Genomic DNA, 21,416 nt, shown 5'->3' with positions numbered 1-21,416 from the left:
GGGCACAGGAACAAACAAATGCAAAACGAACAACTCGAACGCCGGCGTTTCCTTCAGTCCCTCGCTGCGATGTCTACCGCTGCCATGCTCAGCGGTGAACCGCGCCGGTTGTGGGCTGACGAAAAGAAAATCGTGCAGCCGAAGGCCACGGCCGATTCTGTCATCCTGCTGTGGATGGGTGGCGGCATGGCGGCGCCGGATACGTTTGATCCGAAGAAGTACGTCGCGTTCGAGCCGGGCGTGAAGGTTGCCGATATCGAGAGCACCTTTCCAGCCATCGACACAGTCGTCGACAACATCAAGATCACGCAGGGCCTGGAGAACATCGCTCGGGTGATGGATCGCGGCACACTCGTGCGTTCGCATGTGCTGCCTGACCTCGGCCACATTCTGCATTCGCGGCATCAATATCATTGGCACACCGGTTACGTGCCGCCGCAGACGGTCGCTTGCCCTCATATCGGCGCGTGGATCGCCAAGGTCCTGGGCCCGAAGAATCCGGTCATCCCCGCCTTCATCAACATCGGCCAGCGTCTTGAAGGGGTCGGCGAGCAGGAAGAGCTGAAAGCCTTCACCACGGCAGGGTTCTTCGGTAGCGAATTCGGCCCGATGAACTTGCCGCATCCCGAAGACGCCGCGCAATCGGTGCGGCCGCCGAAAGGAATGGCCGGCGATCGGTTTGAAAGTCGCAATCGACTGCTGCAAAAATTGATCAAGGAATCGCCGCGAAAGGATTTCGTTTCCGATTATCAGCAGCAGTCGATGCTTCGTTCGCTCGACAACGCTCATCGTCTGCTCAGCGCGAAAGAGCGTTCGGCGTTTGATATTTCGCTCGAGCCAAAAGAGAGTTACGAGAAGTACGACACGGGCCGATTTGGCCGTGGCTGTTTGCTCGCTCGGCGGCTTGTGGAATCCGGCGCGCGGTTCGTTGAAGTCACGACCGAGTACGTGCCATTTCTCAATTGGGATACGCACGCGAATGGTCACACGACGCTGCGCGACATGAAGAAGCAGATCGATCTACCAATCGCGCAGCTGATTCTCGATCTGGAGTCGCGCGGTTTGCTCGACCGCACTCTGGTGATTCTCGCCAGTGAGTTCAGCCGCGACATGCTCATGGAAGGCCGCCCCGGCAGCAACGCCGGTGACCAAGCCACCGAAAAAGTCGACGTGATGAAAGAGCTGAAGCACTACGGCCAGCATCGGCACTTCACCGGCGGCTCGTGCGTCATGCTGTGGGGCGGCGGCGTGCGGAAAGGGCAACTCTACGGTGAGACCGCGAAGGCTCGACCGTTCCTCGCGACCAAAGATCCGCTCAGCGTGATGGACCTCCACGCCACGATCTTCAACGCGATGGGCATCAGCCCTGCGACAGCATTCGACGTTGAAAATCGACCGTTCTATGCGACGGAAGACGGCAAGGGGAAAGCACGTACGGAGCTTTTCGTAGGATAGGCTTCCAGCCTGTCCGTCATCTTATTTCGGGAGCAAGCATGGACAGGCTGGAAGCCTATCCTGCGTAAGCAGATGAATAACGGTATTTCTCCGGGGCGGCGGCGAGTCCTGCACGAACGGGGTTGTGCAAGATATACGCGATCACGCGTTCCAATTCGTCGTCATCGCGAATCCAATGGTCGTAGGACTCCTGCTGCCAGAATTGTCCTTCGAGTTCAAGAGCCTTGTTGCATTCATTGGCCGTAAAGCTCTTCAAGCTGTGCATGATCACTTCACACGGCGACTTTCCTTGGGGAACGGTTGCGCTAAATTCAGGCAAAGGCTGAAAGAGCCAGTGCACGTGGCTGGGCATCACGACCCACGCGATCGATAGGTATCGCACGTCAGCGAAATGAGAGAGCGAATCCATCACAATTTTGGCGATGTCTGCTTGCTCAAAATGACGGACGGCTGGCTGGAAGTCGAGCATTTCATCCATTCGCGCAAACCAAAGTTTATGTAGCCTGCGTTCCCATTCGGCCAGCGAGATTCCTTGCGGCTTAGGTCTTAACTTTAAGTGATCGCCGTACTTGACCAACTCACGCATGCCATTTGCCGGAATGCTGCCATCAAGACAGAAGGTAATGAAGTAAGGGGCATCCTCAACGTCCCAATGAGGCAGATGCCGGCGACGAAAGAAACCGTTCATGGCGACTTCTCACAGGAGAAAATGGTTGGTAGCAGTATGCGAAACCATGCGAGATAGAACAATCACTTTTGACGGACAGGCTGGAAGCCTATCCTACTTGAGCCGCAAAATCGTTAGAGTTTCACAGCCAGAACGCCGATGAACGGAGAGAACTCCATTCCCCCGGCCTTCTTGGTAAATCGCCTTCATGTGGTGCTCGCGCTGCCAGCAAGATGTTCCTGCCGTACCGGGCGATCGGCCCGCGATGCTGCAGTGCGTTCGCTGTCAGCATGTGCTGGCGCGCGGCGAAGAGCCAAAGCCCGAACCAGCGGAACCCACCGCACCGGCCGATAGCGAATTGCTGGAGGCGTTGAAATCGCAGCCGGTTGCCACTCAGCTGCCGCCCATGCCGCAGGAAGACTGGCAACTCGAAGCCGAACTGCGGTATGTCGAACGACTCGCGGCGGCCTGGCGAGAAGCGCCACCTCTGAAAGATTCGTTCGCGCTGTCAGCTGGTGAGGAATCGCACGAAGTCACCGCGAACGACCGAGTTCGTGAAACGCCAAGCACTGAGCAGATCGCCAATAAACCGCGCTTCGCCGGACTGGCTTGGGCGTCGTTGTCGCTGGGTGTGATGGCGTTTGTCTGCGGCGGTGTTCTCTTAGGCTGGTCCGCACTCGCCGGTCGCCAGGATCTGTGGTCGCTCGGTTTGCCGCTCACTCTCGCGGGCCAGGCCGGCTTGATCGTCGGTCTCGTACTGCAACTCGAAACGCTCTGGCAAACCAACCGAGCCACTTCGCAAACGCTGCAAAACCTCGACGGCGAAATCCACGAGCTCCGGCATTCCACAACGCTCCTCACCAACAGCCGCAGCAACCCGGCGCAGTCTTTCTATCTGCACCTCGCCGAAGGAGCCAGTCCGAATCTGCTCCTCGCCGATCTCAAGGGGCAACTTGATTTGCTCAGCGAGCAAATGAGTAAACGGCGGTGATAAGATAGTTCCTGCAATGAACTCTTTGCAGGGACCATCTCCATGTCAACGTTGCTTCGTTTCGTCTTCTGTGTTGCGCTCGTTTGCTGCAGCACAATCACTTCCATCGCCGAAGAGCCCAAACCAGCGACGGTGAAGATCACCCTCGTTGGCGATTCGACGGTCACCGACAAAGCAGGCTGGGGCGCGGCGTTCATAAAACTCGTCGGCCCGAATGCGGAGTGCGTGAACCATGCGAAGGGCGGCGCGAGTTCGAAGAGTTATTACGACAGCGGATTGTGGAAGCGTGCACTCGCTGCGAAGCCGACGTACGTGCTGATTCAGTTCGGCCACAACGATCAGCCTGGCAAAGGGCCGGAGCGCGAAACCGATCCGGCCAACACGTATCGCGATCAACTGAAGAAGTACATCAGCGAAGCCCGTGCTGCCGGCGCTAAACCGATCTTGGTCACTTCGCTGGTGCGCAGAATCTTCACTGCCGACGGCAAGATCAACTCCAGTCTTACTCCGTACGCCGAAGCTGTGAAAGCCGTTGCCGCCGAAACGAAAACGCCCGTCATTGATCTGCACGAACGCAGTAAGGAGCTCGCGGAGAAACTGGGCGTCGAGAAATCGCAACGGTTTGGCCCTCCGCATCCAACGCAGGCCGGTAAGTTCGACGGCACGCACTTGAACGACGAAGGCGCCGCAGCCATCGCGCCGCTGGTTGTCGCCGAGTTGCTTAAAGCCGAGCCAGAACTGCAGCCTTACTTTCCGACCAAGCCCTAGCCTGCCGCAGGTCCTGCCATGTCCGAAGCGGAAGCCGAACATCTACTCGAACTGATTGAAGACGGCATCGCCGAGCACGGTGGTGATCTTGGCGGCTGGACGCGGCGCGACGGCGACACGCTGCAGTTGTTCGATGGCCGGGTGACGCTGCGCGCGAGCATTACCGAGAACGAAGCCGGTTCGAACGCGCAGCCCGGATTTGTGCATGCCCATGTGCTGACCACACTGCATGAGCACGACGATGAAGTGCTCGACGCTTGTCTGTTCGGTTTGGGAAACAACCGCGACGAGGGCTTGCAGCAGGCCGCGGTGATTTGGATGACCAGCGTCGCCGGGCCGATCCGTTCGTTTCTTGACAACAGGCCCGTCTGCATGAGTTGTCAGGCCGGCGTGATGGGCGGCGATCAATCGCAAGGATATTCCGAGGGGGACTACGGCTTGCCGGGATTGCGAGCTTTTGTCGGGCCGGCGATTGTCCGCGGCTTTGACGACAGTTGTTTCATGGCGGCGCTCAACGATCACAAGCCGTGGTTTCGTTATGCGGCTGAATCGGCGGCACCGCGACATGTCCACCTTGTGAAAGTGATCATCCTGCATGAGCCAGGGCAAGGCTGGCGTCGCGAAATGGAGGTCGATGGCCACGACGTTTCGTACAGCGATTCCAACTGGCCGGCGGGAATCGCGCCTCCGGATGTTGGCTACATCACGCGGTTCGCTGTATTTGAATTTCCCCGCAACTCGCGCGAGATCGCGCGCAGGAAAGAACTCGAGCGGACGATCCTGCACTTCGCCGCAAACTATGGGAAGTATGACCAAGTCGACGAAATGATAGTCGCCCTGGAACAAGCCGGCTTTGATCCTGATCTGTTACACGAGGTCGAATCATTTTCCACCATCGCCTTCGGTCGCGCGCTGTTCGGACCGTTGGGTGCAGCCTATCCCGCAACCGTGATCCGTGCTCGCCGTGATGGCCGCGTGGAGACCGATGTGCCGTTGATGACGATCCCGGCTTACACTCGAGCGCGGGCTCTCATTCCGCAGATTGGTAGCGCGATGCCGCTCGAAGATTTTCAAGCCTTGGCGCTCTACAACGCAGAATCGCATGCGCTGGCGCAGGTGCTGGAAAAAGAAGGAGATCAGGTCGACCTAAGTCGGTTGCAGTTATTCCCACTGATCATTCCAGACCGCGAGACCGGCCAGCAGACGATGGACGCTGCGTGGGAAGTCCTCAATAAGATGATCGAAGAGTCTCGTGCGGCGCGTAAACCAAAAAAGCCGTGGTGGAAGTTCTGGTAAGAACTACGACTTGGTCACGGCTTGTTGCACGCTAATGGGATGATGCGACTTGAACATCACCACCACGCCGCCCGCCGCGTAGTCGACGGTTTGGCGGTTTTGGATTTCTTCGGCCGTGATATGAAAATCAACCGGCCGGCAGTCCCTCTTCGCGGCAGCGCCCGCATGGCGAGCGCGAACAACGGCAGTTTGCGACAGAACAGCAGCGTTAGGCGACTTCATGACGACCCTCCGGGGTCAAGTCGTTCAGTAGCGGCCAACCGCCATACACCGGCGGAAAACGGGCTTCGCGATCGAGGTGCCAGTCTTCCGGCAGCTCGTCGTTGAGGAAGCCGTCCTCGGCTTCGTCGTCTTTTCCTTCGAAATCCCAAGTCTCGTCTTCGTGCTCGAGCTGACCCATCAGCTGGGCGATGTAGGGATCGGCCCAGGGAAGGAGCTCATTAGCCGTATAGTTGTCGCCGTCGACCGGGGTTTCGATCAGCTGCACGTGAAATTGCTTCGGCATGTGAACTCTCCTCTTCTCTGTTTCCTTGGTTGCCCATCGCTGTTCGAGGAAAGTCGTCGCCAGCATATTTGCTAGCCTCGATCATTCCTCGGCGGTGAGCTGACGTCTTTGCAATATTTGGGCCAAAGTCCTTTGGGAATTGCCGTAACTCTTCACAGCCCAGCGAGTAAGTCGCTTTTCAGCGGCTTTTCTTGAGGGGCCAACTTCTGGAATGATACGCAGGTTGGGCGGACTCATCCGTCCAAATCGCGCCAACAAGCACTCTGGTTGAAAAGGATACAAACGGAACAAACAGGTTCAGCAAAATGCTACTTCTGCGGGCTTACGCAGCTTGCCCAAAGCATTTCGCAAAAAAGCTGTAAGACCGCCGATTGTCGCCGGTATTTCCTGATGTCCCGATTCTGCTCGCCCGAGCAGCCTGCAATCAAACCTAGTTCACAATCTCCGCCCTATCGTCACAACTGGCGACAGATTGGCGGGTTGCGGACACCTGGCGGCTGCGGAACATTGACTGCTGTACGTGTGTACTTAGAATGCAACAGGCGGCTGCTTCACCCCTTACGCCAAAGGCCCTCACATGTCGGAACGTTGGTTGGTTGCCTTGCCCGTTTTTAACGAGGTGAAACACGTCGATGGGGTCCTCGATGAAGTGCTGAAGTACTGTAAAGAGGTACTCGTCGTCGACGATGGTTCGAGCGACGGCACTGCCGAGGTCCTCGCCCGCCGCAAAGATGTCCGCGTCCTGACCCATCCGCAAAACCGGGGTTACGGCGGCGGCTTGATCTCGGCATTCAATTACGCCCGCGTTCATCACTTCGACAAGCTGGTGACCATCGATTGCGATGGCCAGCACGAGCCGAAGCGGATTCCGCTCTTCTTCGAGCAGTGTACGCCCGACATCGACATCGTCTCGGGCAGCCGTTACCTGCGGCAGTTTTCGGGCGACAGCCTGCCGCCGGAAACCCGCCGCCGGATTAATGAAACGATTACCGCTGAAGTGAATCAACGGCTCGGTCTGGAACTGACCGACGCTTTCTGCGGCTTCAAGTGCTACCGCGTGAGCGCCCTGAAGAAACTAGCCATCACCGAAACCGGCTACTCGATGCCGCTCGAGTTTTGGGTGCAAGCGGCCTACGCTCGACTGCGGATCAAAGAGATGCCGGTGCCGCTGATCTATCTCGACGAAAAACGCTCGTTCGGCGGCAACCTCGACGACGGCGACGTGCGGCTGCAGTATTACCACCTGACCATGAACCGCGCCATCGCCGCTGCCGAAGCACTGGAACTGGCCCGCGATCAGATGCTGTCGGGTGAGTGCTTGATGTAGTCTGCTTCTTCTGCAGATCTTGCTTCAGCGAGATGACAACTCCCTCGCCCCGGTACTCTCCGAGTAGCAACACCGGGGAGAGGGTTGGGGTGAGGGGCCAACCCCGCAAAATGACTCAGCCATCGAATCCGCTTCCCGCCGAAGTCCCCATCCGCCGCCATCACATCCGCGCACCGCGCGGCGATGGCGAAACTCTAATCACGCCACCGCTGGCCAGCGCCCACCCAACGCTTGAAGCCAACCGCAACCGCCGCGGGGCTGCCTACAACTTCACTCGTTACGAATTCCTCAAAGCGGCCAACGAATATTCGCGAAGCTACCGCGATTTCTCCCCGAGCTCGCTCGACTTTTCCAGTGAGACTCCGATCGTCTTGGCAGGCCATCAGCCAGAGCTGTTTCACCCAGGTGTCTGGTTGAAGAACTTTGTGCTGGACCGCTGCCGAGAGATTCCTAATCAAACCGAGCACCAAGCTACCACTATCAACTTGGTAATCGACAACGACGTTGCGCTCCATACGTCGATTCGTATTCCCACCGGAGATTTGCATCGGCCACTCACCGAAGAATTAGCCATTGATGCGCCGGCGCCAGCAATTCCCTTCGAAGAACGACAAATCGCTTCGCCGGATGTGCTGAACTCTTTCGACAGTCGCCTGCGCAAGGCATTCGACTCCCGCAAATGGTTTCAGCGCGATACCTCGCTCCTGGTTGAGAAGCTTTGGCACAACCACGAGGCAGAGAAGATCCTCCACAAGTCGCTGCCGCTGGGATTGCTGCTGGCTCAAACCCGGCATCGTCTCGAAGCAGAGCTCGGGCTGCAGACGCTGGAGTTGCCACTCAGTCATGTTGCTCAGACCGAAAGCTTTCGCAAGTTCGCCCTCGATATCTTTTCGCAGCTGCCTCACTTTCAGGAAATCTACAACCGCTCGCTCGCCGAGTATCGCGCGGTCAATAAAATCCGGAGTGCTAGCCATCCCGTACCCGAACTAGTTGCCGAAGGAGATTGGCTCGAGGCGCCATTTTGGATCTGGACGAAAGAGGGTCCGTTTCGCAGACGTCTGTTCGTGCGCAACGTCTTCGTAGCGAGTGGCGACCTCTTTTTGCAGTTCACGGATCGGGCTGCGACGAATTTCGATTTGCACTGCAGCTTGTACGATCCAGAAACACTGGTCGAGCAACTGCAAGACTTGGAATCTCGCGGCATCAAGATCCGCCCGCGGGCCCTCATCACCACGATGTACGCCCGCCTCTACCTCAGCGATCTCTTCATCCACGGCATCGGCGGGGCCAAGTACGATGAGCTGACCGATGCGATCATTCGGCGCTACTTTGACAGCGAGCCGCCGACGTACATGACCGTCACGGGCACCGTGAAGTTACCGATTCCTCGGCCCGATGTTTCTGCCGCCGATGTGCTGAATGCGAAGCAACTGATTCGCGAGATCCGATTCCACCCAGAGAAGTTCGCCGGCGATGCCTCCCCTGCCCTGCGGACCGCGGCTACCGAGTTTGCGAGCAAAAAAGCCGAACTCCTCCGGCAGCATCAATTCCATTTTCGCGGCGCGGCGCCCGAACAGTTCCGGGCGCTTGACGATCTCAACCGCCAGTTGCAACTGCTTCTCACCGATGTCGAAATCCGTCTCCGTGACGAACTGAAGGATCGCGAGCGCGATCTGCACACGGCCAAGATCCTCGGCAGCCGCGAATTCAGCTTCGTGCTGCATCCACTCGACACTTTGCCGGATCAGCTGAAGCGGATGGCATCTTCTTCGTAGCTCATTCGGTGAGCTATTCTCCGCCGCAAGTTCGCGGTGATCTTCCCTTGGAAACGCTTCGCTCACGAGGTTTATAACAGCGCGCGTGATTTGCGAATCGACTGAAAACGCCAACTACGTCAGCACTTACGAAAAACACACGACAAACCAATATAACACTTTATAACCACTGACTCACCGTGTCGTTTTCAGATGTTGCGCAACTCTCCGTCGCCGCAAGACACTCAAGGCTAACACCTTGCCGCAGCCGGCCGCACCGCAAACCCTTAATTCGCTCCCAGTCGGATATAACAGCCCGATAACTCCCGTATAACACCATATAACCTCGCAATGACTCGCTGCCGAGTCATTTCACCCACGGCGAAGCGCGCACGACTCCCTTGCCGTCGTTCAATGTCCACCAGTTTGCCAAGGATCAAGGCTTGCGTCGTCGCGAACGTGAATTGTACAATTGAACACTATTTCGTCAAATGAGTTTCATTCAGGACGTCACGGCAAAAATCACTGATTGAGATTCCAATCGCTGCATGCCAAGATGTGCCGCGGGGCTGGGAGAAAGGCGCATGACGTTTCGACTGCGCGACGTCTTTTGGTTGATCTTGATCGTCGGGCTCGCGTGCCTGCTGTGGCGGGAACGGACGCGCACGCAGCGGTTGGCCAGCGAAGCTCGCTATTATCACTCTATCGCTCCGCCCATTGCGCTGATCGACATGCCGCTGGAGGACGCGATCGCCACGCTCGAACAGGCTCATGGCGTGAAAATCGAGGTCGATTGGCCCAGCGTCACCAAGGTGACTGAGCTGACTCCGCGCATGCCCGTGACTCAAAATCTGGTCGATGGTTCGCTCGTCCATGCGGTCGAGCGTCTGTTTTTCAACATGGCGATTGCCGAAGGGACCGACCGGGGAATTCGCGTCCGGGCCCGCAACATCGAACGCGATGGTCCCGCCAACCAGCCCTGGGATTATCGGCGAAGTCCACACTTTCTGAAGATGCAGGAAGCAGATCGCCAGAAGCGAGCCGCTCAAAAGGAGCAGCCATGAAAAAGAAGCTCGATATACGCGATGCCCTGTGGCTGATCATCGCTCTATTTCTGTTGGGCTGGCTCGGCTGGGAATGGCGGCTGCAAAGTTTGCTGGCCGGTGAAATCCGCGAGCTGGCTGGGGTTGAGCAACCGCTCCACTTCCTCAACGCCAACCTGGACGAAGCGAGTTTCTTTACTTATTTCCGATACGGCGCACAAGCGAAAGTCGATTGGCCGAGCCTGAAGCCGCTGGGGCTCAACAGCGGGACCAAAGTCACCAAGTCGATCCAAGCTGACACTGCCAAGGAGGCCTATGAGCAGTTGTTCGGCGAGGGTGTTGAGGTTGTAGAAGATGCCGAATCGTCGGAGGTGATGAAAGTTCCGGTGTTCATCATTCGCGCCCGGCAGTGATTGGGAGCGGAACTCGGTCGCCGATCAAGCTCGAAACCGGTCGGCGCCAAAAATCTGACAAAAGCTTGAAAGATATTGCCGCTTCACGTCCATTCAATATGGGGTGAGATTGCGCACTGAGTTTGTTCGCCGCGGGTAGCTTCTATGAATCGTCTCGGAAAACTGTCGCTGGTCTTGATCCTTACCGCCCTCCCCTGCCCTGCTCTGCAGGCCGAGGACTGGCCGCAATTTCGCGGCATTGCTCAGGATGGCAGCTCGCCAGCGACGGCGCTGCCGACGCGCTGGAGCGCGAGTGAGAACCTGCTGTGGAAGGTCGACTTGCCCGGGCCTGGCGGCAGCAGCCCGGTGATTGCGGCTGGCAAGGTTTATCTCACGTGTTACTCGGGCTACGGCCTGCGCGAGGGTGACAACGCCGAGCAAAGCGAGTTGTCGCGGCATGTTCTGTGTTTCGATTTGAAAACCGGCAAGCAGCAGTGGTCGTTTCCGGCCAAAGCCCTCGTTCCCGAGGAGCGGTTCCAGGGTTTTCAAGCCTTGCACGGTTACGCATCGAGCACGCCCTGCCTCGACAACGACTCGGTGTACGTTTTCTTCGGCAAGTCGGGCGTCGGCTGCATGGATTTGAAGGGGAAGCCGCGCTGGGGACAAAAAGTCGGCGACAAGACGCACAGCTGGGGCTCGGCGACCTCGCCGGTCCTCTACAAGAACACCGTGATCGTGAATGCCAGCGTCGAGAGTGGCGAACTCGTCGCGCTCAACAAACGGAACGGCAGCAAGGCCTGGTCGCAGCGCGGCGTGCGCGAGGCGTGGAACTCGCCGATCCTGGTGAAGGCGCCGGGGAATAAAGTCGAGCTGGTGCTGAGCAGCCAGGGTGAACTGCAAGGCTACGATCCCGACACCGGCAAGCCGCTGTGGCGAGCGCCGGGGATTCAAGATTATGTGTGCCCCAGCGTGATTGCTCACGATGGAATTGTGTATGCCATCGGCGCTCGCTCCGGAATGGGTGTGGCAGTTAAAGCCGGCGGCCGCGGCGAGGTGCAACCAATCTGGGAAATGAAAAAGGGCTCGAACGTTTGCTCGCCCGTTTTTCACGAAGGCTATTTGTACTGGACCCATGAGAGCCGCGGCGTGGCCTATTGCGCCGATGCCAAGACTGGCGAAATCGTTTACGAGCAACGCCTCGAGCCGCGCCCCGACACGATCTATGCCTCGCCTGTTCTCGCCGGCGGCAACATCTATTACGTGAGCCGCAACAACGGCACGTATGTCGTCGCCGCCAAGCCGCAGTTTCAGCTGGTTGCGCACAATCCGCCGCTCGATCGCACCACCAGCAACGGCAGCCCCGCCGTGGCGGATGGCAAGATGTTGCTCAGGTCGAATGAGGCGCTGTATTGCATTGGGAGGAATTTGGGGTGGGGGCTGGGAACTAGGAGTTGGGATCTGGGGCGGGGGGGAAAGGCAGCAGGTCGTAGGACGGACCAATGGTCCGTCTCGAAGCGGGTATCAAGCTCGGTTGGCGAAACTCGCCGCCCTGAACGGACCAGTGGTCCGTCCTACGCGCCAAGTCACTCCGCGACTCGCAGGCTACTGCGTTAGCTCATCGAAAGCATCGGCGACTTTCTCAAGCTCGCCCGTTTCGTGATCCCACCAATACACCACTTCGGCATAGCGGCCGGAGTCATCGTCGGGCAGCAGAATCAATTCGTCACCGCAGCCGTTATTGCCAATGGTGAGCGCCGCGGCAGGGAAGTCTGGCCGGTCGCGGGCCGCAGCGGTCTCGCGGACGATATCGTTGCAAGTTCGCTTCAGTCGCGCACGGTCGCTGTCATCAAAGATGGGATGCAGAAACCAATAGTCCGACCCCACCGTGATCTGACCACCATTGTTACGGCACATCCGAGAAACGTAACCGAGCGGAAAATGCCATGCGGCTCCTGTATTCCTGCTACCGCGTGAAAAAAAGCTTGGGCCGTAGTGATTTGAGTTCAGCGCGTCCTTTCGGTGTAATGGCCGAATTCGGTAGATGCAGACTTTGCAGTGTGCTGATTCGGCTCAATGCAAGGATTGAGTCGTCCGTGATATAGGGAGCAAGTCCCAAATGCTCCAGGCGCTCAAATTGCTCGAGATGCGGCATCACCTCATCTGTGATTCGTGGGCACTCGGTAATCGATAGCACGGTGAGCTTTCCCAGCGGCAGGAGTTGGGCAATCCCCTCGTTGCTGATATCCAATCCATTCAAATACAACTCGCGAAGATTCGTCATTTTCGCGACTTGCGACAAGCCATCGTCATCAACATTGCTGAGGTAGAGACTGAGATGCTCCAGAGCGGGGAGCGACTGTAAATGTTTGAGCGGACCGTTCCCAATGGGAAAATGCAACTGCAGACTGCGCAGTTTTTTGCACTCCGACACATACCGCAGCCCATCGCCGTTCAGCTGGCGGCTTATGAGCACCAGCGTTTCCAATTCCGGCATCTGCTGCAAGCAACGTAGTCCTTCATCGTTCAATCCGTCGCAATTCAGAACTAGCCAGCGGAGTTGCACAGTGGGAATGCGCAAGTCATTGGGTAGCTGGGCAGAATCAAGATGCAAGTGTTGCAGTTTTGGAAAGTTAGCGAGCAGGGCCAGGTGCTCATTATTGACCGCTCGCTCGCCCCTAACTCTCACGGTGGCCACTGGCTCACCGCGCAGTCGATCGCCAGTCAGTATGCGGACCAAATCAGAAGGACGTTGCTTCGGGTCATATTCAAAGCGAAATCCGAGCGACACAAGCTGTGCGACTGCGGCTTCGCGGACCTGCATGCGTTCCCGAATTCGGTACCACCAAGCCAGACCAACGGCGATTGCCGTCGTCAACAGCAACAACGTCCGCAAGTTGAATTGCAACCACCACCGCCAAGCCTGTGGATGACTTACTGGCTGCGCGGTCATGAAAACTTTCCCCGGCGGTTGTAGCAACGAATGTTGGATTTTGCACCTTGCAGTTAGCAAAAGCAAACAGCTCGTTCGCGGAGGACGGCCATTTCCTATTTTCGCACAGGGTCTTGAAAACGAACTCTTTATCAGCCAATCTTGGCGAATGATGGGCGAGCAACGCGACACTGTCTTGCCGCCCAACCGGTTGAATGTGGTAGAATCCCGGTTGTTGCCTGCCGACGTTCAGCAGTTGCAACCGATTCGAAAAGGCCTGCATTTGGGTGCCTGACTCTGATTGGCTCGCGCGTTTCCAAAATGACGTGGGCCAACGGGGCGACACTTCCCGGCGTTCTTTGTGAAGGGAAGGAGATTGTCATGCCACTGTTTGAGATTGAGACGGACGCACACATCATCATCACTTGGGCTGCTGACGAGAGTTCCGCTGGGAACGTCGTACGCGAGGCCTACCCAGGTGATCGGGTCATTCGCATGACCAAGCGGCCTCGCGATACGTGGGTCATCAGCAAGGGCGCGCTCGGCTTGTCGGCCAAGAAGGTCGACGTCTGCGCCACGGCCCGCGATTGCCTCTCGAAGAGCTCGGGCGACAAGGTTCACGCCATTCGCCTCTACATGCACGAAACGGGCACCGACCTGGAACATGCCCGCAAGGTGATCGAGTCGAACATGGTCATGGGCTGGTAAGCAGCTAATCACGATCTTGATGTAGGCCGGAACAAGCCCTGCGCCGTTCCGGCAGGATTGGCAGCGCGACGTTGGTTCGCCAATCCCGCGGGAACTGCGCTGAGTACAGCTTGTTCCGGCCTACAGTTTTTCTCCCACCCTCGTCTCTCACCTCCCGCCCCAGTTTTTCTCCGGCGACCTCGCGCCAAACTTCTCAAAGTTCCCCGCTAGCGTGGCAAACTGTGCCGCTCGTTCCGCTCCTGCCGGTAAGTCGCAAAAGTCTTGATTGTTCTACGGCGACCGTCGAATACGGGAGTATGGATTCTCGGGGCTGCACCTGAAGTGCTGTCTGTTCCGAGAATGCTGTCAAAGCCCACCTGCTCGCTTGGTTGATCCCGCCGATTTGCGAAGCCAGTTGCCGGTCACCTGTCGGTCCGGCCACCGCTATTCCCGCCATACACGTTTGGCAAAGGAGTGCCTCATGAAAGTCACCTCACCTTGGCGGCGTTACGCGCTGCTGTCTTGCCTCGCTGCCGGTTCCCTCGCGCAGCACTTGTCGGCCGAAGAGCCGATTGTCGTACCCGTGCCGGTTCCCGCCGTGGAAGCCGTCATTCCGGTGGCGGATCCAACTGCGGCGGAGCCAACTGCAGCTGAACCTCTGCAAGCCGTGGAACTAGCACCGCCGCTGGCCGCGCCGCCGTCGACCTCCAGCCGCCTCTCGAAAGTGCGGATCACCGACGAAGCGGCCGAAGAGCCCAAGGAACAAACGGCTACGTCGGAACCGAAGGCCACCGACGTGGTGACCGAGCTCGTCAAGGAGCGCTACCCCAACGGCACGATCAAGGTCGAACGCGAAGTGGCCCAGGACCGCGACGGCAACTTTGTGTTGCACGGCGTGTATCGCCAGTTCGATGAACGTGGCGCGCTGATTTGCGAAGGCGTAAACGAACAAGGTCAGCCCGACGGCATTTGGAAGCGCTACTACAGCGCCACCTCGGCCCCGCTGTTCGGCACGGCTCCTTACAAGGATTTCCAAGGCCCCTACATCAGCCAGGCGAATTTCTCCGACGGCCAGATCGACGGCAAGTGGACGATCTTCGACGCCAAGAATCGGAAGATCAGCGAGATCGAATTCGTCAACGGACAGCGCCACGGCAAAGCTGCCTGGTTCTATCCCAACGGCACGCTGTTGTCGCAAGCTACGTACGATCGTGGCCGTGTGCACGGCGACGTGATGAAGTGGGGCCCCGACGCCTCGCTGCTCGGCAAGGAGTCGTACACACACGGCCGCAAGCTCGCGCCGAAGGTCGACTTCTACGATGCCGAGCACAAGCGTTCGGAAATCTTCTACCTCCACGCCCCGATGGTGGTGAAGACTCCGGATAACTTCCACGCCGCCACGCTGGCCACGTTTGAACAGCGGGGCCAGGACGAAAAGTTCGGCGCCTTCCGCGTCTGGCACGCCAACGGCCAACTCGCCCGCCAAGGCGAATTCCGCTACAACCTGCCCGTCGGCAAAGCCAGCTGGTTCTATGCCAACGGCCAAAAGCAGATGGAAGGCACTTACGTCGACGGCAAGCAAGAAGGCAACTGGACCTGGTGGCACCAGAACGGCATCAAGCAGATCAGCGGCGACTATCACGACGGCGTCGCTGTTGGCAAATGGCAGTGGTGGAAGGAAGACGGCAAAGTCGCGCAGAAGTCAAACTTGAACTCTGCCAAGGTCGCCAACATTCCCTCGCCTATGCCCGATGCCGAAGAAGGCACCATCCGGCGGTAAGCAAGCAACAAACGTCCCCACCGACAACCCTCAGCCCACGAGCTCAAACTCGTGGGCTTTGGCGTTTCTTGTCACAGCTATCCCGTGCTCACAAAAACCTCTCTAATCAGCGCAGCGAAACTGGGATCAAAGTGTCATTACTCCACTTCCCACTTGCCAACAAATCATGACATCGGATCCTGCACAATCCGCAACTCCCCTGCCCCGCTGGTGGCAACATCGCTGGCGCGGAATGTCCGTCGCCGGCATGTTGCTCGCTGCACTCGTCGGTGTCGCACTCGGCCAATCGGCCTACACGTTTCGCTATGCCGAAGGCCTGTCCTATCTGAGTTCCGATCCCAAGGCTTGCATCAACTGTCACATCATGCAGCCGCAGTACGACGGCTGGCAAAAGGGGAGCCATCACAATGTGGCCAAGTGCATCGATTGCCATCTGCCGCATGACCTGATCGGCAAGTACTACACCAAAGCCGAGAACGGCTTTTGGCACTCCAAGGGTTTCACGCTGCAGGATTTTCCTGAGCCCATCGTGATGCGCGACGTGAGTCGCCGAATCTTGCATCACAGCTGTTTGCATTGCCACGCCGATTTTGTGCACGACATTTTGAGCGTGCCCGATCAGCAAGGCGAACTGAATTGCACGCACTGCCATCGCACCGTCGGCCATGGCGATTCGGTGGGCATGGGCCGCTACGAACCTCTCTCCGTGCAACTCCAAAAAACGTGGGGACCACATGAATAACCGCTGGAAACTGAACTGGGGCTATGTGCTCGTCGCCTTGGCCTCGGCAGCCGTAGCGGTGCTCGCCACGGCGTTGCTGGTGAATATCTTCGAACGCAAAGACGAGGCCCGCAAACCGTTCATCCGCCTCGTCGAGGTCGGCGAAGACGACACCGATCCCGCGAAATGGGGCACCAATTGGCCGCGCCAATTCGATTCGTACAAGCTCACCGCGCAAACCACGCGCACCCGCTTCGGCGGACACGGCGGCAGCGAAGCTTTGCCCGAGGAGAAGATCGAGCGCGATCCTTGGCTGAAGCGAATGTTCGCCGGCTATGCCTTTTCGATCGACTATCGTGACCGCCGCGGCCATGCCTACATGCTCGACGATCAGGAGATGACCAAGCGACTCACGAAACCGCAATCCGGTTCGTGCCTCCATTGCCACGCTTCGATCATGCCCGTCTATCGCAAGCTCGGCGACGGCAACGCCATGGCCGGCTTCGAAAAGACGCACCAGATGTCGTATCAGGAACTCGACAAAATGGTACACGACATGGGACACGCTCATCCGGTCTCGTGCGTCGATTGCCACGAGCCCGCGACGATGGCCCTGCGCGTGACGCGCCCCGGTTTCATCAAAGGCATTCAAGCCTTGGCAAAAAGTGAAGAGCCGACACCGCACCTACCGTCCGTCGAACGTTGGCGGAAGACCGACAAAAAGGAAGACTATCAACCGAACCAACTCGCCTCGCGCACCGAGATGGGTTCGTTCGTCTGCGGCCAATGCCACGTCGAGTACTACTGCTCGAGCAAAATGCCGCTCGAGTTCCCTTGGAGCAAAGGCCTGAAGGTCCAGCAAATAGAAGAGCACTGGAACAACACGAAGTTCCCCGAAGGCGAGCGTTTCTACGATTACAAACACGCCGAAACCGGCGCAGAAATCTTGAAGGCTCAGCACCCTGAGTTCGAACTCTGGAGCCAGGGCATTCACGCCCGGTCCGGTGTCTCGTGTGCCGACTGCCACATGCCCTACCAGCGCGACGGCGCGACCAAGGTCTCCGATCACTGGGTCCGCAGTCCGCTGCTGAACATCAACCGCGCCTGCCAAACCTGCCATCACTTCCCCGAAGAAGAAATGAAGTCGCGCGTCGACGCCATCCAGCAACGCAACTTCGATCTGCTGCAACGCGGCGCCGCCGCCCTCATGGACCAACTCGATGCCATCACCGCTGCCAAAAAGAACGGCGCGACGGCGGAGCAACTAAAAGACTCCCTCGAACTCCAACGCCAGGCCCAATGGCGTCTCGACTTCATCGCTGCCGAAAACAGTATGGGCTTTCATGCCCCACAAGAAGCGGCCCGCGTTCTCGCTGAGGCGGCAGACTTGGCCCGCCAAGGACAAATCGCAGCGATTAAAGCCACTTCCACAGCAACAAAACCGCCAGAATAGGCAGAGCGCAGCGACAAAAAGGTAGCCCGACGCGTCAGCGAGGGAGAAGCGGGTACGCAGTTGGCAATCTTTTCCCCTTATTCGTTCCTGGCTTTTAAGACGGTTGCACAGCAATCCAGCGTCGCTTGCGAGCCTTCGCATCGCCCGGCTAGATTGCGTTGATCGTCGGATCACAATAGGTCAGTGGAATTGCATCGCCAACCTGAGCACACCTACCTTGGTAACAGGTTCGTAGTAGGTGAAGCTGGAAGGTACACCCGCATCAGCCGTTTCCTTTAGTGGAAATGAACACCAACATGCTGCGCTCATCGTTGCGAATCTCGTTGGCGAGATGCCTCATCCTCGTTGCCATGCTCGGCGCTGGAACGGGCATGGCCATGCGTTGGCGAAATGAATGGCAACGGACGAGACCACACCGCTACTTGGAAGCCGAATTGCGCCGGACTGAACGAGAGTCTCTAATTATGCGAGACAACCGTCTGCGTTCCCTCGCAAGCTTGCTGGCCGCTAGTTCCGATTTTACGCCGAGTGAACGATCACTCTGGGAACGGCGAATTCAAACTGCGCAGCAGAAGGCTGGAGTGGAAATGGAAGAGCAGCAGCGGGCCTATTGGGAGTACCTTCGCAGTTGCAACAAGTGACTAGCTTGGCCCCTGCCTACAAACGTCGCCCACCATCACTTCGTCTCCGTTGCGAACTCCTTCACAACGACTGGTTGAGGAAGACTCGAATCAATCACGCGATGAGCGCGCTTGATCTCAAAATCCTCCCAGGTGAAATGCTTGGAATCGACCTCTTCATTGAGTGATTTCCAATCGATTTTCGCGCTGTGTTCACCCGTGGAATCGACTGAGTGCCAGCCAACCGGAACCCACGTATCGTTCCTCTTTTCCACAGTGATGCGGTGGTCTTCTTCTACCTTCTTCCCTTCCATGAGTGTGTGGCGGACCACCGCGTACGACTTGTTCTTGTCCAGCGTCGCGACACGAACTGAACGGCCGTGAATCCACTCGAGTTGTAGAAGTCCGTCGCCCAGTTCGCGGATCGAGTGCCGCTCCATCTTGCGATAATTGATTAGTACATCATCGAACGATGCGGATTGCATGATATCGCCTTCCCCGCAAAGCCCCAGCGCGCGGATATCGATGATCTTGATCCAACTTGGCGGCTTGCGGCTGGCGAGATCAAGCCGAATGTCGCTCAAATAGCTGGGAAAAGTGATGGTCTGTCCGGGCGTTCGCACATATTGGCCACCACCGTACTCCGCGATCTTAAGCGTCTCGCCGCTTTCGAGCCGTCGATCAAACCGCAGCTTATTTGCGTGGAAGTCGAACGCGCAAAAGAACTCCAGCTTTGCAATCGGTGGATAAGGCGAGGCGGGATTCCCTTTCAATTCACCGTGCGCATGAAATACGCCGGTCTTGATCTGCGCGTTGTGCTGCGCAACTTTATCGAAGACTTTTTGATAATCGGCTGCTTCCTCTTGGGCTGAGGCAGCCGCGCAGAACAGTGCGACATGCCCGAGGCCGATCAATACCCAGAAAGTGAGTCGAGTGATCATGGATCGCTACCTAAGTGCGTCGTGGAACTAACGAACTACTTCTTCGCCGGCAATATCACCAGCCCTTTCACACCCAAATCAATTCGAAACAATCCTCCCTCCCCTGCCTCGGCGCCGATGCCGCCGGTGATGAAGAGCTGGTCCATCTTCGGACCGCTGAAGGCGACGTTGCTGGTGGTGACGTTGCCGCCGTCAAATTGGCGAATGAGTTTGCCTTCGGGGCTGAGGACTTGCACTTGCTTCATGCCGTAGTGCGCGACGTAGAGATTGCCTGCTGCGTCGAGGCACATGCCGTCGGGCTGGTTGTCGATCTGCGGCGTCCCTTCTTTTTTGCGGGGCAGTTCGGCGAAGAGTTTGCGTTTGCTTAGTTTGCCCGGGCCGGTCACTTCGTAAATGTGAACGCAATTCTTCTGGCTCTCGGCGAGATAGAGATGCTTGCCGTCGTGTGCGAGGACGATGCCATTGGGAAAGGCCAAGCCGTCGTCGAGCAGCGTTGTCTTGCCGGCCTTGTCGACGTAATGAATCGTGCCGATCGGCTTATCGACGCTGCTGCCGCCGGGATCGCTGAAATAAAAGCCGCCATTCGCCGTGTCGAGCGTCAGATCATTTGGCCCACGCAGTGTCTTGCCGTCGCACTCCTTCGAAGCGTGCGGCAGCAACTTGCCATCGGCGGCCAGATGCAGCACCGCGTGCTGGCTGGCATCACAAACCAAGTGCGTGCCATCGGCGAGAATCTTGTGACCATTCGGCGCACCGGTCTTGGCCCACGGCTGATGTTTGCCGTCGAGCGTGAATTGCGTGATCGTCTCGCCCCAGCTGATGTAACCCTTGCCGTCGTGATCAAAGCACACGCCTTCGCAATACTTCGGCACCTTGAATAGCTCGACCGTCTTGGTCGCGGCCGGATCGGGCAACTCCTGCGCGAACGAGGGTGAAACAACAGCCAACAACAAGAGAAACCAGCGGCGGGACATGAGGGCGAGACTCCGCGAAGATGTGTGAGGCAACGCGGGTCGATTCTACGGAGTGCATCAGCAAGTTTCAACGAAATGCTGCAATTCAGTTGATTGCAATTGCCCAGCGCAGGTTTTATGTTCCAAACATCGGCCCTACTTCTCTCCAGCCTTTTCTCAAGGGTAGTGCGATGGTCCGTTGGAACAGCTTTCTTGTTGTGATGCTCTTGTCTGCCAATCTCTGCGCTGACGAATTGCCGCCCCACATCCGCAAACTGTGGGACGAGCGTGAAAAGGCTGGCCAGCAAGTAGAAATTCAGTGGAAAGGGACAAGCACACTTTGCGATCCCGACATCGAATTGCTCGACGCGGCGTTCAAGCCAAAAGCGTTGCCGCGCACGCGTACGCTGTTATTGGATGGAGAGAAAATGTGGCGATACGAAACGGGCGAATATTTGAAGTCGATCCTAATTCCCCTAGGGAAAGACGCCACAAGGTTTTTCGATGGCACGCGTTATGTCACCATCGACCGAACTGCAGATCCGGCCGAAGTTTTCATCGCGGTCATTACGGCGCCGCTACCTTCTCAACCAATCATGTCCGACGACTTGCCGCTCGCCTGGGCACTACGACCGAACTCGTGCGTGCTGACAACTGGCGAGGCAGTGCAAGTCAAAATCGTGGAAGAAGTGCTGCCCCGCCTGAAGACAAAGTGCCTCAAGCTCACGGAGTCACCACCCCCGGAGTTGAAGCGGCGGAATTGCCGCATCATCTGGATCGATTCGAAGACGGCAGATGTCTTGCAAATGGAAACCTATAGCGAGGGAATGATTCTCGGAGAACGGATTGTCGCCGAGTATGGCCATCCCACACATCCGCGATTTCCCAAGAGCTGGAGCTGCGATCAATTCAACGGCGAAGGGAGTCTCAGCTATAACACCACTCACCAATTTGGAACGGTGAGGTATGCCGAGACGATTCCTGCCGAGAAGTTCAAGCTTCCGCTGATTGCGGGAACGCGGATCATTGAACGAAATGGAGCCGAAACAGGTTTCTACGAAATCAACGTGGCGGGTGAGAAGGTCGAACAGAAGAAGCAGCCGTAGGGCTGTGTGTTGACCTGAGAAAAAGCGG

23 protein-coding genes are annotated in these 21,416 nt (G+C 57.6%); 16 read left to right on the top strand and 7 right to left on the bottom strand.

What is annotated here, in order from left to right:
* Nucleotides 1-69 precede the first annotated feature (69 nt).
* The gene (locus M9Q49_RS03925) at nt 70-1,455 is read left to right on the top strand and encodes a DUF1501 domain-containing protein (protein WP_254507348.1); all 1,386 of its coding nucleotides are present in this window, start codon (nt 70-72) and stop codon (nt 1,453-1,455) included.
* 55 nt (nt 1,456-1,510) lie between these two features.
* Here the strand turns inward: M9Q49_RS03925 and M9Q49_RS03920 are convergent, their stop codons facing one another.
* Complete coding sequence (locus M9Q49_RS03920) at nt 1,511-2,143, bottom strand: REP-associated tyrosine transposase (protein WP_254507347.1); 633 nt, start codon at nt 2,141-2,143, stop codon at nt 1,511-1,513.
* Between the two features lie 187 nt (nt 2,144-2,330).
* Here M9Q49_RS03920 and M9Q49_RS03915 point away from each other — a divergent pair, with 187 nt between their 5' ends.
* From M9Q49_RS03915 to M9Q49_RS03905, 3 genes are read left to right on the top strand one after another with little or no spacing between them, the layout of a single operon-like run.
* On the top strand, nt 2,331-3,113 hold the full coding sequence (locus M9Q49_RS03915; protein ID WP_254507346.1) for a hypothetical protein: 783 nt from the start codon (nt 2,331-2,333) through the stop codon (nt 3,111-3,113).
* 42 nt (nt 3,114-3,155) lie between these two features.
* On the top strand, nt 3,156-3,881 hold the full coding sequence (locus M9Q49_RS03910; RefSeq protein ID WP_254507345.1) for a rhamnogalacturonan acetylesterase: 726 nt from the start codon (nt 3,156-3,158) through the stop codon (nt 3,879-3,881).
* A gap of 18 nt (nt 3,882-3,899) precedes the next feature.
* Complete coding sequence (locus tag M9Q49_RS03905) at nt 3,900-5,177, top strand: DUF6348 family protein (RefSeq protein WP_254507344.1); 1,278 nt, start codon at nt 3,900-3,902, stop codon at nt 5,175-5,177.
* Nucleotides 5,178-5,180: 3 nt separating this feature from the next.
* On the opposite strand, the gene M9Q49_RS03900 is transcribed toward M9Q49_RS03905, so the two are convergent.
* Together M9Q49_RS03900 and M9Q49_RS03895 are read right to left on the bottom strand one after the other, a co-directional pair.
* Entirely contained in the window at nt 5,181-5,399 is a 219-nt protein-coding gene (locus M9Q49_RS03900) for a hypothetical protein (protein ID WP_254507343.1), read from the bottom strand.
* Nucleotides 5,386-5,682 carry a hypothetical protein gene (locus tag M9Q49_RS03895; protein WP_254507342.1) on the bottom strand — a complete coding sequence of 99 codons (297 nt, stop codon included), beginning with the start codon at nt 5,680-5,682 and terminating at the stop codon, nt 5,386-5,388. Before M9Q49_RS03895 ends, M9Q49_RS03900 begins: the two co-directional genes overlap by 14 nt.
* 577 nt (nt 5,683-6,259) lie before the next feature.
* Here M9Q49_RS03895 and M9Q49_RS03890 point away from each other — a divergent pair.
* From M9Q49_RS03890 to M9Q49_RS03870, 5 genes are all read left to right on the top strand, one after another.
* Nucleotides 6,260-7,009, top strand: coding sequence for a glycosyltransferase family 2 protein (locus M9Q49_RS03890; RefSeq protein WP_254507341.1), 750 nt, complete (start codon nt 6,260-6,262; stop codon nt 7,007-7,009).
* A 110-nt stretch (nt 7,010-7,119) separates the two neighbouring features.
* Nucleotides 7,120-8,784, top strand: a complete 1,665-nt coding sequence (locus M9Q49_RS03885; protein ID WP_254507340.1) for a hypothetical protein — start codon at nt 7,120-7,122, stop codon at nt 8,782-8,784.
* A gap of 563 nt (nt 8,785-9,347) precedes the next feature.
* The gene (locus tag M9Q49_RS03880) at nt 9,348-9,827 is read left to right on the top strand and encodes a hypothetical protein (protein WP_254507339.1); all 480 of its coding nucleotides are present in this window, start codon (nt 9,348-9,350) and stop codon (nt 9,825-9,827) included.
* Nucleotides 9,824-10,219, top strand: coding sequence for a hypothetical protein (locus M9Q49_RS03875; protein WP_254507338.1), 396 nt, complete (start codon nt 9,824-9,826; stop codon nt 10,217-10,219). Before M9Q49_RS03880 ends, M9Q49_RS03875 begins: the two co-directional genes overlap by 4 nt.
* Nucleotides 10,220-10,363: 144 nt before the next feature.
* Nucleotides 10,364-11,812: an outer membrane protein assembly factor BamB family protein gene (locus tag M9Q49_RS03870; protein ID WP_254507337.1), complete on the top strand. Its 1,449-nt coding sequence runs from the start codon at nt 10,364-10,366 to the stop codon at nt 11,810-11,812.
* On the opposite strand, the gene M9Q49_RS03865 is transcribed toward M9Q49_RS03870, so the two are convergent.
* Together M9Q49_RS03865 and M9Q49_RS03860 are read right to left on the bottom strand one after the other, a co-directional pair.
* Nucleotides 11,801-12,205: an SMI1/KNR4 family protein gene (locus M9Q49_RS03865; protein WP_390844794.1), complete on the bottom strand. Its 405-nt coding sequence runs from the start codon at nt 12,203-12,205 to the stop codon at nt 11,801-11,803. The two genes, M9Q49_RS03870 and M9Q49_RS03865, sit on opposite strands and share 12 nt — an antisense overlap.
* On the bottom strand, nt 12,162-12,701 hold the full coding sequence (locus tag M9Q49_RS03860) for a hypothetical protein (protein WP_254507335.1): 540 nt from the start codon (nt 12,699-12,701) through the stop codon (nt 12,162-12,164). The genes M9Q49_RS03865 and M9Q49_RS03860 overlap by 44 nt, the downstream gene beginning before the upstream one ends.
* Before the next feature lie 102 nt (nt 12,702-12,803).
* Here M9Q49_RS03860 and M9Q49_RS03855 point away from each other — a divergent pair, with 102 nt between their 5' ends.
* The 6 genes from M9Q49_RS03855 (at nt 12,804) to M9Q49_RS03830 (ending at nt 17,768) form a co-directional block, all read left to right on the top strand.
* On the top strand, nt 12,804-13,172 hold the full coding sequence (locus M9Q49_RS03855; RefSeq protein ID WP_254507334.1) for a hypothetical protein: 369 nt from the start codon (nt 12,804-12,806) through the stop codon (nt 13,170-13,172).
* The gene (locus tag M9Q49_RS03850) at nt 13,147-13,422 is read left to right on the top strand and encodes a hypothetical protein (protein ID WP_254507333.1); all 276 of its coding nucleotides are present in this window, start codon (nt 13,147-13,149) and stop codon (nt 13,420-13,422) included. Before M9Q49_RS03855 ends, M9Q49_RS03850 begins: the two co-directional genes overlap by 26 nt.
* Before the next feature lie 86 nt (nt 13,423-13,508).
* Complete coding sequence (locus M9Q49_RS03845; protein WP_254507332.1) at nt 13,509-13,835, top strand: DUF6793 family protein; 327 nt, start codon at nt 13,509-13,511, stop codon at nt 13,833-13,835.
* Nucleotides 13,836-14,295: 460 nt separating this feature from the next.
* Nucleotides 14,296-15,594 carry a toxin-antitoxin system YwqK family antitoxin gene (locus M9Q49_RS03840; RefSeq protein WP_254507331.1) on the top strand — a complete coding sequence of 433 codons (1,299 nt, stop codon included), beginning with the start codon at nt 14,296-14,298 and terminating at the stop codon, nt 15,592-15,594.
* Between the two features lie 166 nt (nt 15,595-15,760).
* Entirely contained in the window at nt 15,761-16,336 is a 576-nt protein-coding gene (nrfH, locus tag M9Q49_RS03835) for a cytochrome c nitrite reductase small subunit (RefSeq protein WP_254507330.1), read from the top strand.
* Nucleotides 16,329-17,768 carry an ammonia-forming cytochrome c nitrite reductase subunit c552 gene (locus M9Q49_RS03830; RefSeq protein ID WP_254507329.1) on the top strand — a complete coding sequence of 480 codons (1,440 nt, stop codon included), beginning with the start codon at nt 16,329-16,331 and terminating at the stop codon, nt 17,766-17,768. The genes nrfH and M9Q49_RS03830 overlap by 8 nt, the downstream gene beginning before the upstream one ends.
* Before the next feature lie 676 nt (nt 17,769-18,444).
* On the opposite strand, the gene M9Q49_RS03825 is transcribed toward M9Q49_RS03830, so the two are convergent.
* Nucleotides 18,445-19,329: a hypothetical protein gene (locus tag M9Q49_RS03825; protein ID WP_254507328.1), complete on the bottom strand. Its 885-nt coding sequence runs from the start codon at nt 19,327-19,329 to the stop codon at nt 18,445-18,447.
* 35 nt (nt 19,330-19,364) lie between these two features.
* Nucleotides 19,365-20,303 carry an SMP-30/gluconolactonase/LRE family protein gene (locus tag M9Q49_RS03820; protein WP_254507327.1) on the bottom strand — a complete coding sequence of 313 codons (939 nt, stop codon included), beginning with the start codon at nt 20,301-20,303 and terminating at the stop codon, nt 19,365-19,367.
* A 170-nt stretch (nt 20,304-20,473) separates the two neighbouring features.
* Between M9Q49_RS03820 and M9Q49_RS03815 the strand changes: the two genes are divergently transcribed.
* Complete coding sequence (locus M9Q49_RS03815) at nt 20,474-21,388, top strand: hypothetical protein (protein WP_254507326.1); 915 nt, start codon at nt 20,474-20,476, stop codon at nt 21,386-21,388.
* Nucleotides 21,389-21,416: the final 28 nt, after the last annotated feature.

The organism is Anatilimnocola floriformis (assembly GCF_024256385.1).
GTDB lineage: Bacteria > Planctomycetota > Planctomycetia > Pirellulales > Pirellulaceae > Anatilimnocola > Anatilimnocola floriformis.
Note: the sequence above shows the minus strand (reverse complement) of the source record. Positions and strands in the feature narration are given on the sequence as shown.

Excerpts from the sequence above, each read along its gene's own strand:
- M9Q49_RS03925 (WP_254507348.1), top strand. The coding sequence starts at position 70 with ATGTCTACCGCTGCCATGCTCAGCGGTGAACCGCGCCGGTTGTGGGCT.
- M9Q49_RS03920 (WP_254507347.1), bottom strand. The coding sequence starts at position 2,143 with ATGAACGGTTTCTTTCGTCGCCGGCATCTGCCTCATTGGGACGTTGAG.
- M9Q49_RS03915 (WP_254507346.1), top strand. The coding sequence starts at position 2,331 with ATGTGGTGCTCGCGCTGCCAGCAAGATGTTCCTGCCGTACCGGGCGAT.
- M9Q49_RS03910 (WP_254507345.1), top strand. The coding sequence starts at position 3,156 with ATGTCAACGTTGCTTCGTTTCGTCTTCTGTGTTGCGCTCGTTTGCTGC.
- M9Q49_RS03905 (WP_254507344.1), top strand. The coding sequence starts at position 3,900 with ATGTCCGAAGCGGAAGCCGAACATCTACTCGAACTGATTGAAGACGGC.
- M9Q49_RS03900 (WP_254507343.1), bottom strand. The coding sequence starts at position 5,399 with ATGAAGTCGCCTAACGCTGCTGTTCTGTCGCAAACTGCCGTTGTTCGC.
- M9Q49_RS03895 (WP_254507342.1), bottom strand. The coding sequence starts at position 5,682 with ATGCCGAAGCAATTTCACGTGCAGCTGATCGAAACCCCGGTCGACGGC.
- M9Q49_RS03890 (WP_254507341.1), top strand. The coding sequence starts at position 6,260 with ATGTCGGAACGTTGGTTGGTTGCCTTGCCCGTTTTTAACGAGGTGAAA.
- M9Q49_RS03885 (WP_254507340.1), top strand. The coding sequence starts at position 7,120 with ATGACTCAGCCATCGAATCCGCTTCCCGCCGAAGTCCCCATCCGCCGC.
- M9Q49_RS03880 (WP_254507339.1), top strand. The coding sequence starts at position 9,348 with ATGACGTTTCGACTGCGCGACGTCTTTTGGTTGATCTTGATCGTCGGG.
- M9Q49_RS03875 (WP_254507338.1), top strand. The coding sequence starts at position 9,824 with ATGAAAAAGAAGCTCGATATACGCGATGCCCTGTGGCTGATCATCGCT.
- M9Q49_RS03870 (WP_254507337.1), top strand. The coding sequence starts at position 10,364 with ATGAATCGTCTCGGAAAACTGTCGCTGGTCTTGATCCTTACCGCCCTC.
- M9Q49_RS03855 (WP_254507334.1), top strand. The coding sequence starts at position 12,804 with ATGCAAGTGTTGCAGTTTTGGAAAGTTAGCGAGCAGGGCCAGGTGCTC.
- M9Q49_RS03850 (WP_254507333.1), top strand. The coding sequence starts at position 13,147 with ATGAAAACTTTCCCCGGCGGTTGTAGCAACGAATGTTGGATTTTGCAC.
- M9Q49_RS03845 (WP_254507332.1), top strand. The coding sequence starts at position 13,509 with ATGCCACTGTTTGAGATTGAGACGGACGCACACATCATCATCACTTGG.
- M9Q49_RS03840 (WP_254507331.1), top strand. The coding sequence starts at position 14,296 with ATGAAAGTCACCTCACCTTGGCGGCGTTACGCGCTGCTGTCTTGCCTC.
- nrfH (WP_254507330.1), top strand. The coding sequence starts at position 15,761 with ATGACATCGGATCCTGCACAATCCGCAACTCCCCTGCCCCGCTGGTGG.
- M9Q49_RS03830 (WP_254507329.1), top strand. The coding sequence starts at position 16,329 with ATGAATAACCGCTGGAAACTGAACTGGGGCTATGTGCTCGTCGCCTTG.
- M9Q49_RS03825 (WP_254507328.1), bottom strand. The coding sequence starts at position 19,329 with ATGATCACTCGACTCACTTTCTGGGTATTGATCGGCCTCGGGCATGTC.
- M9Q49_RS03820 (WP_254507327.1), bottom strand. The coding sequence starts at position 20,303 with ATGTCCCGCCGCTGGTTTCTCTTGTTGTTGGCTGTTGTTTCACCCTCG.
- M9Q49_RS03815 (WP_254507326.1), top strand. The coding sequence starts at position 20,474 with ATGGTCCGTTGGAACAGCTTTCTTGTTGTGATGCTCTTGTCTGCCAAT.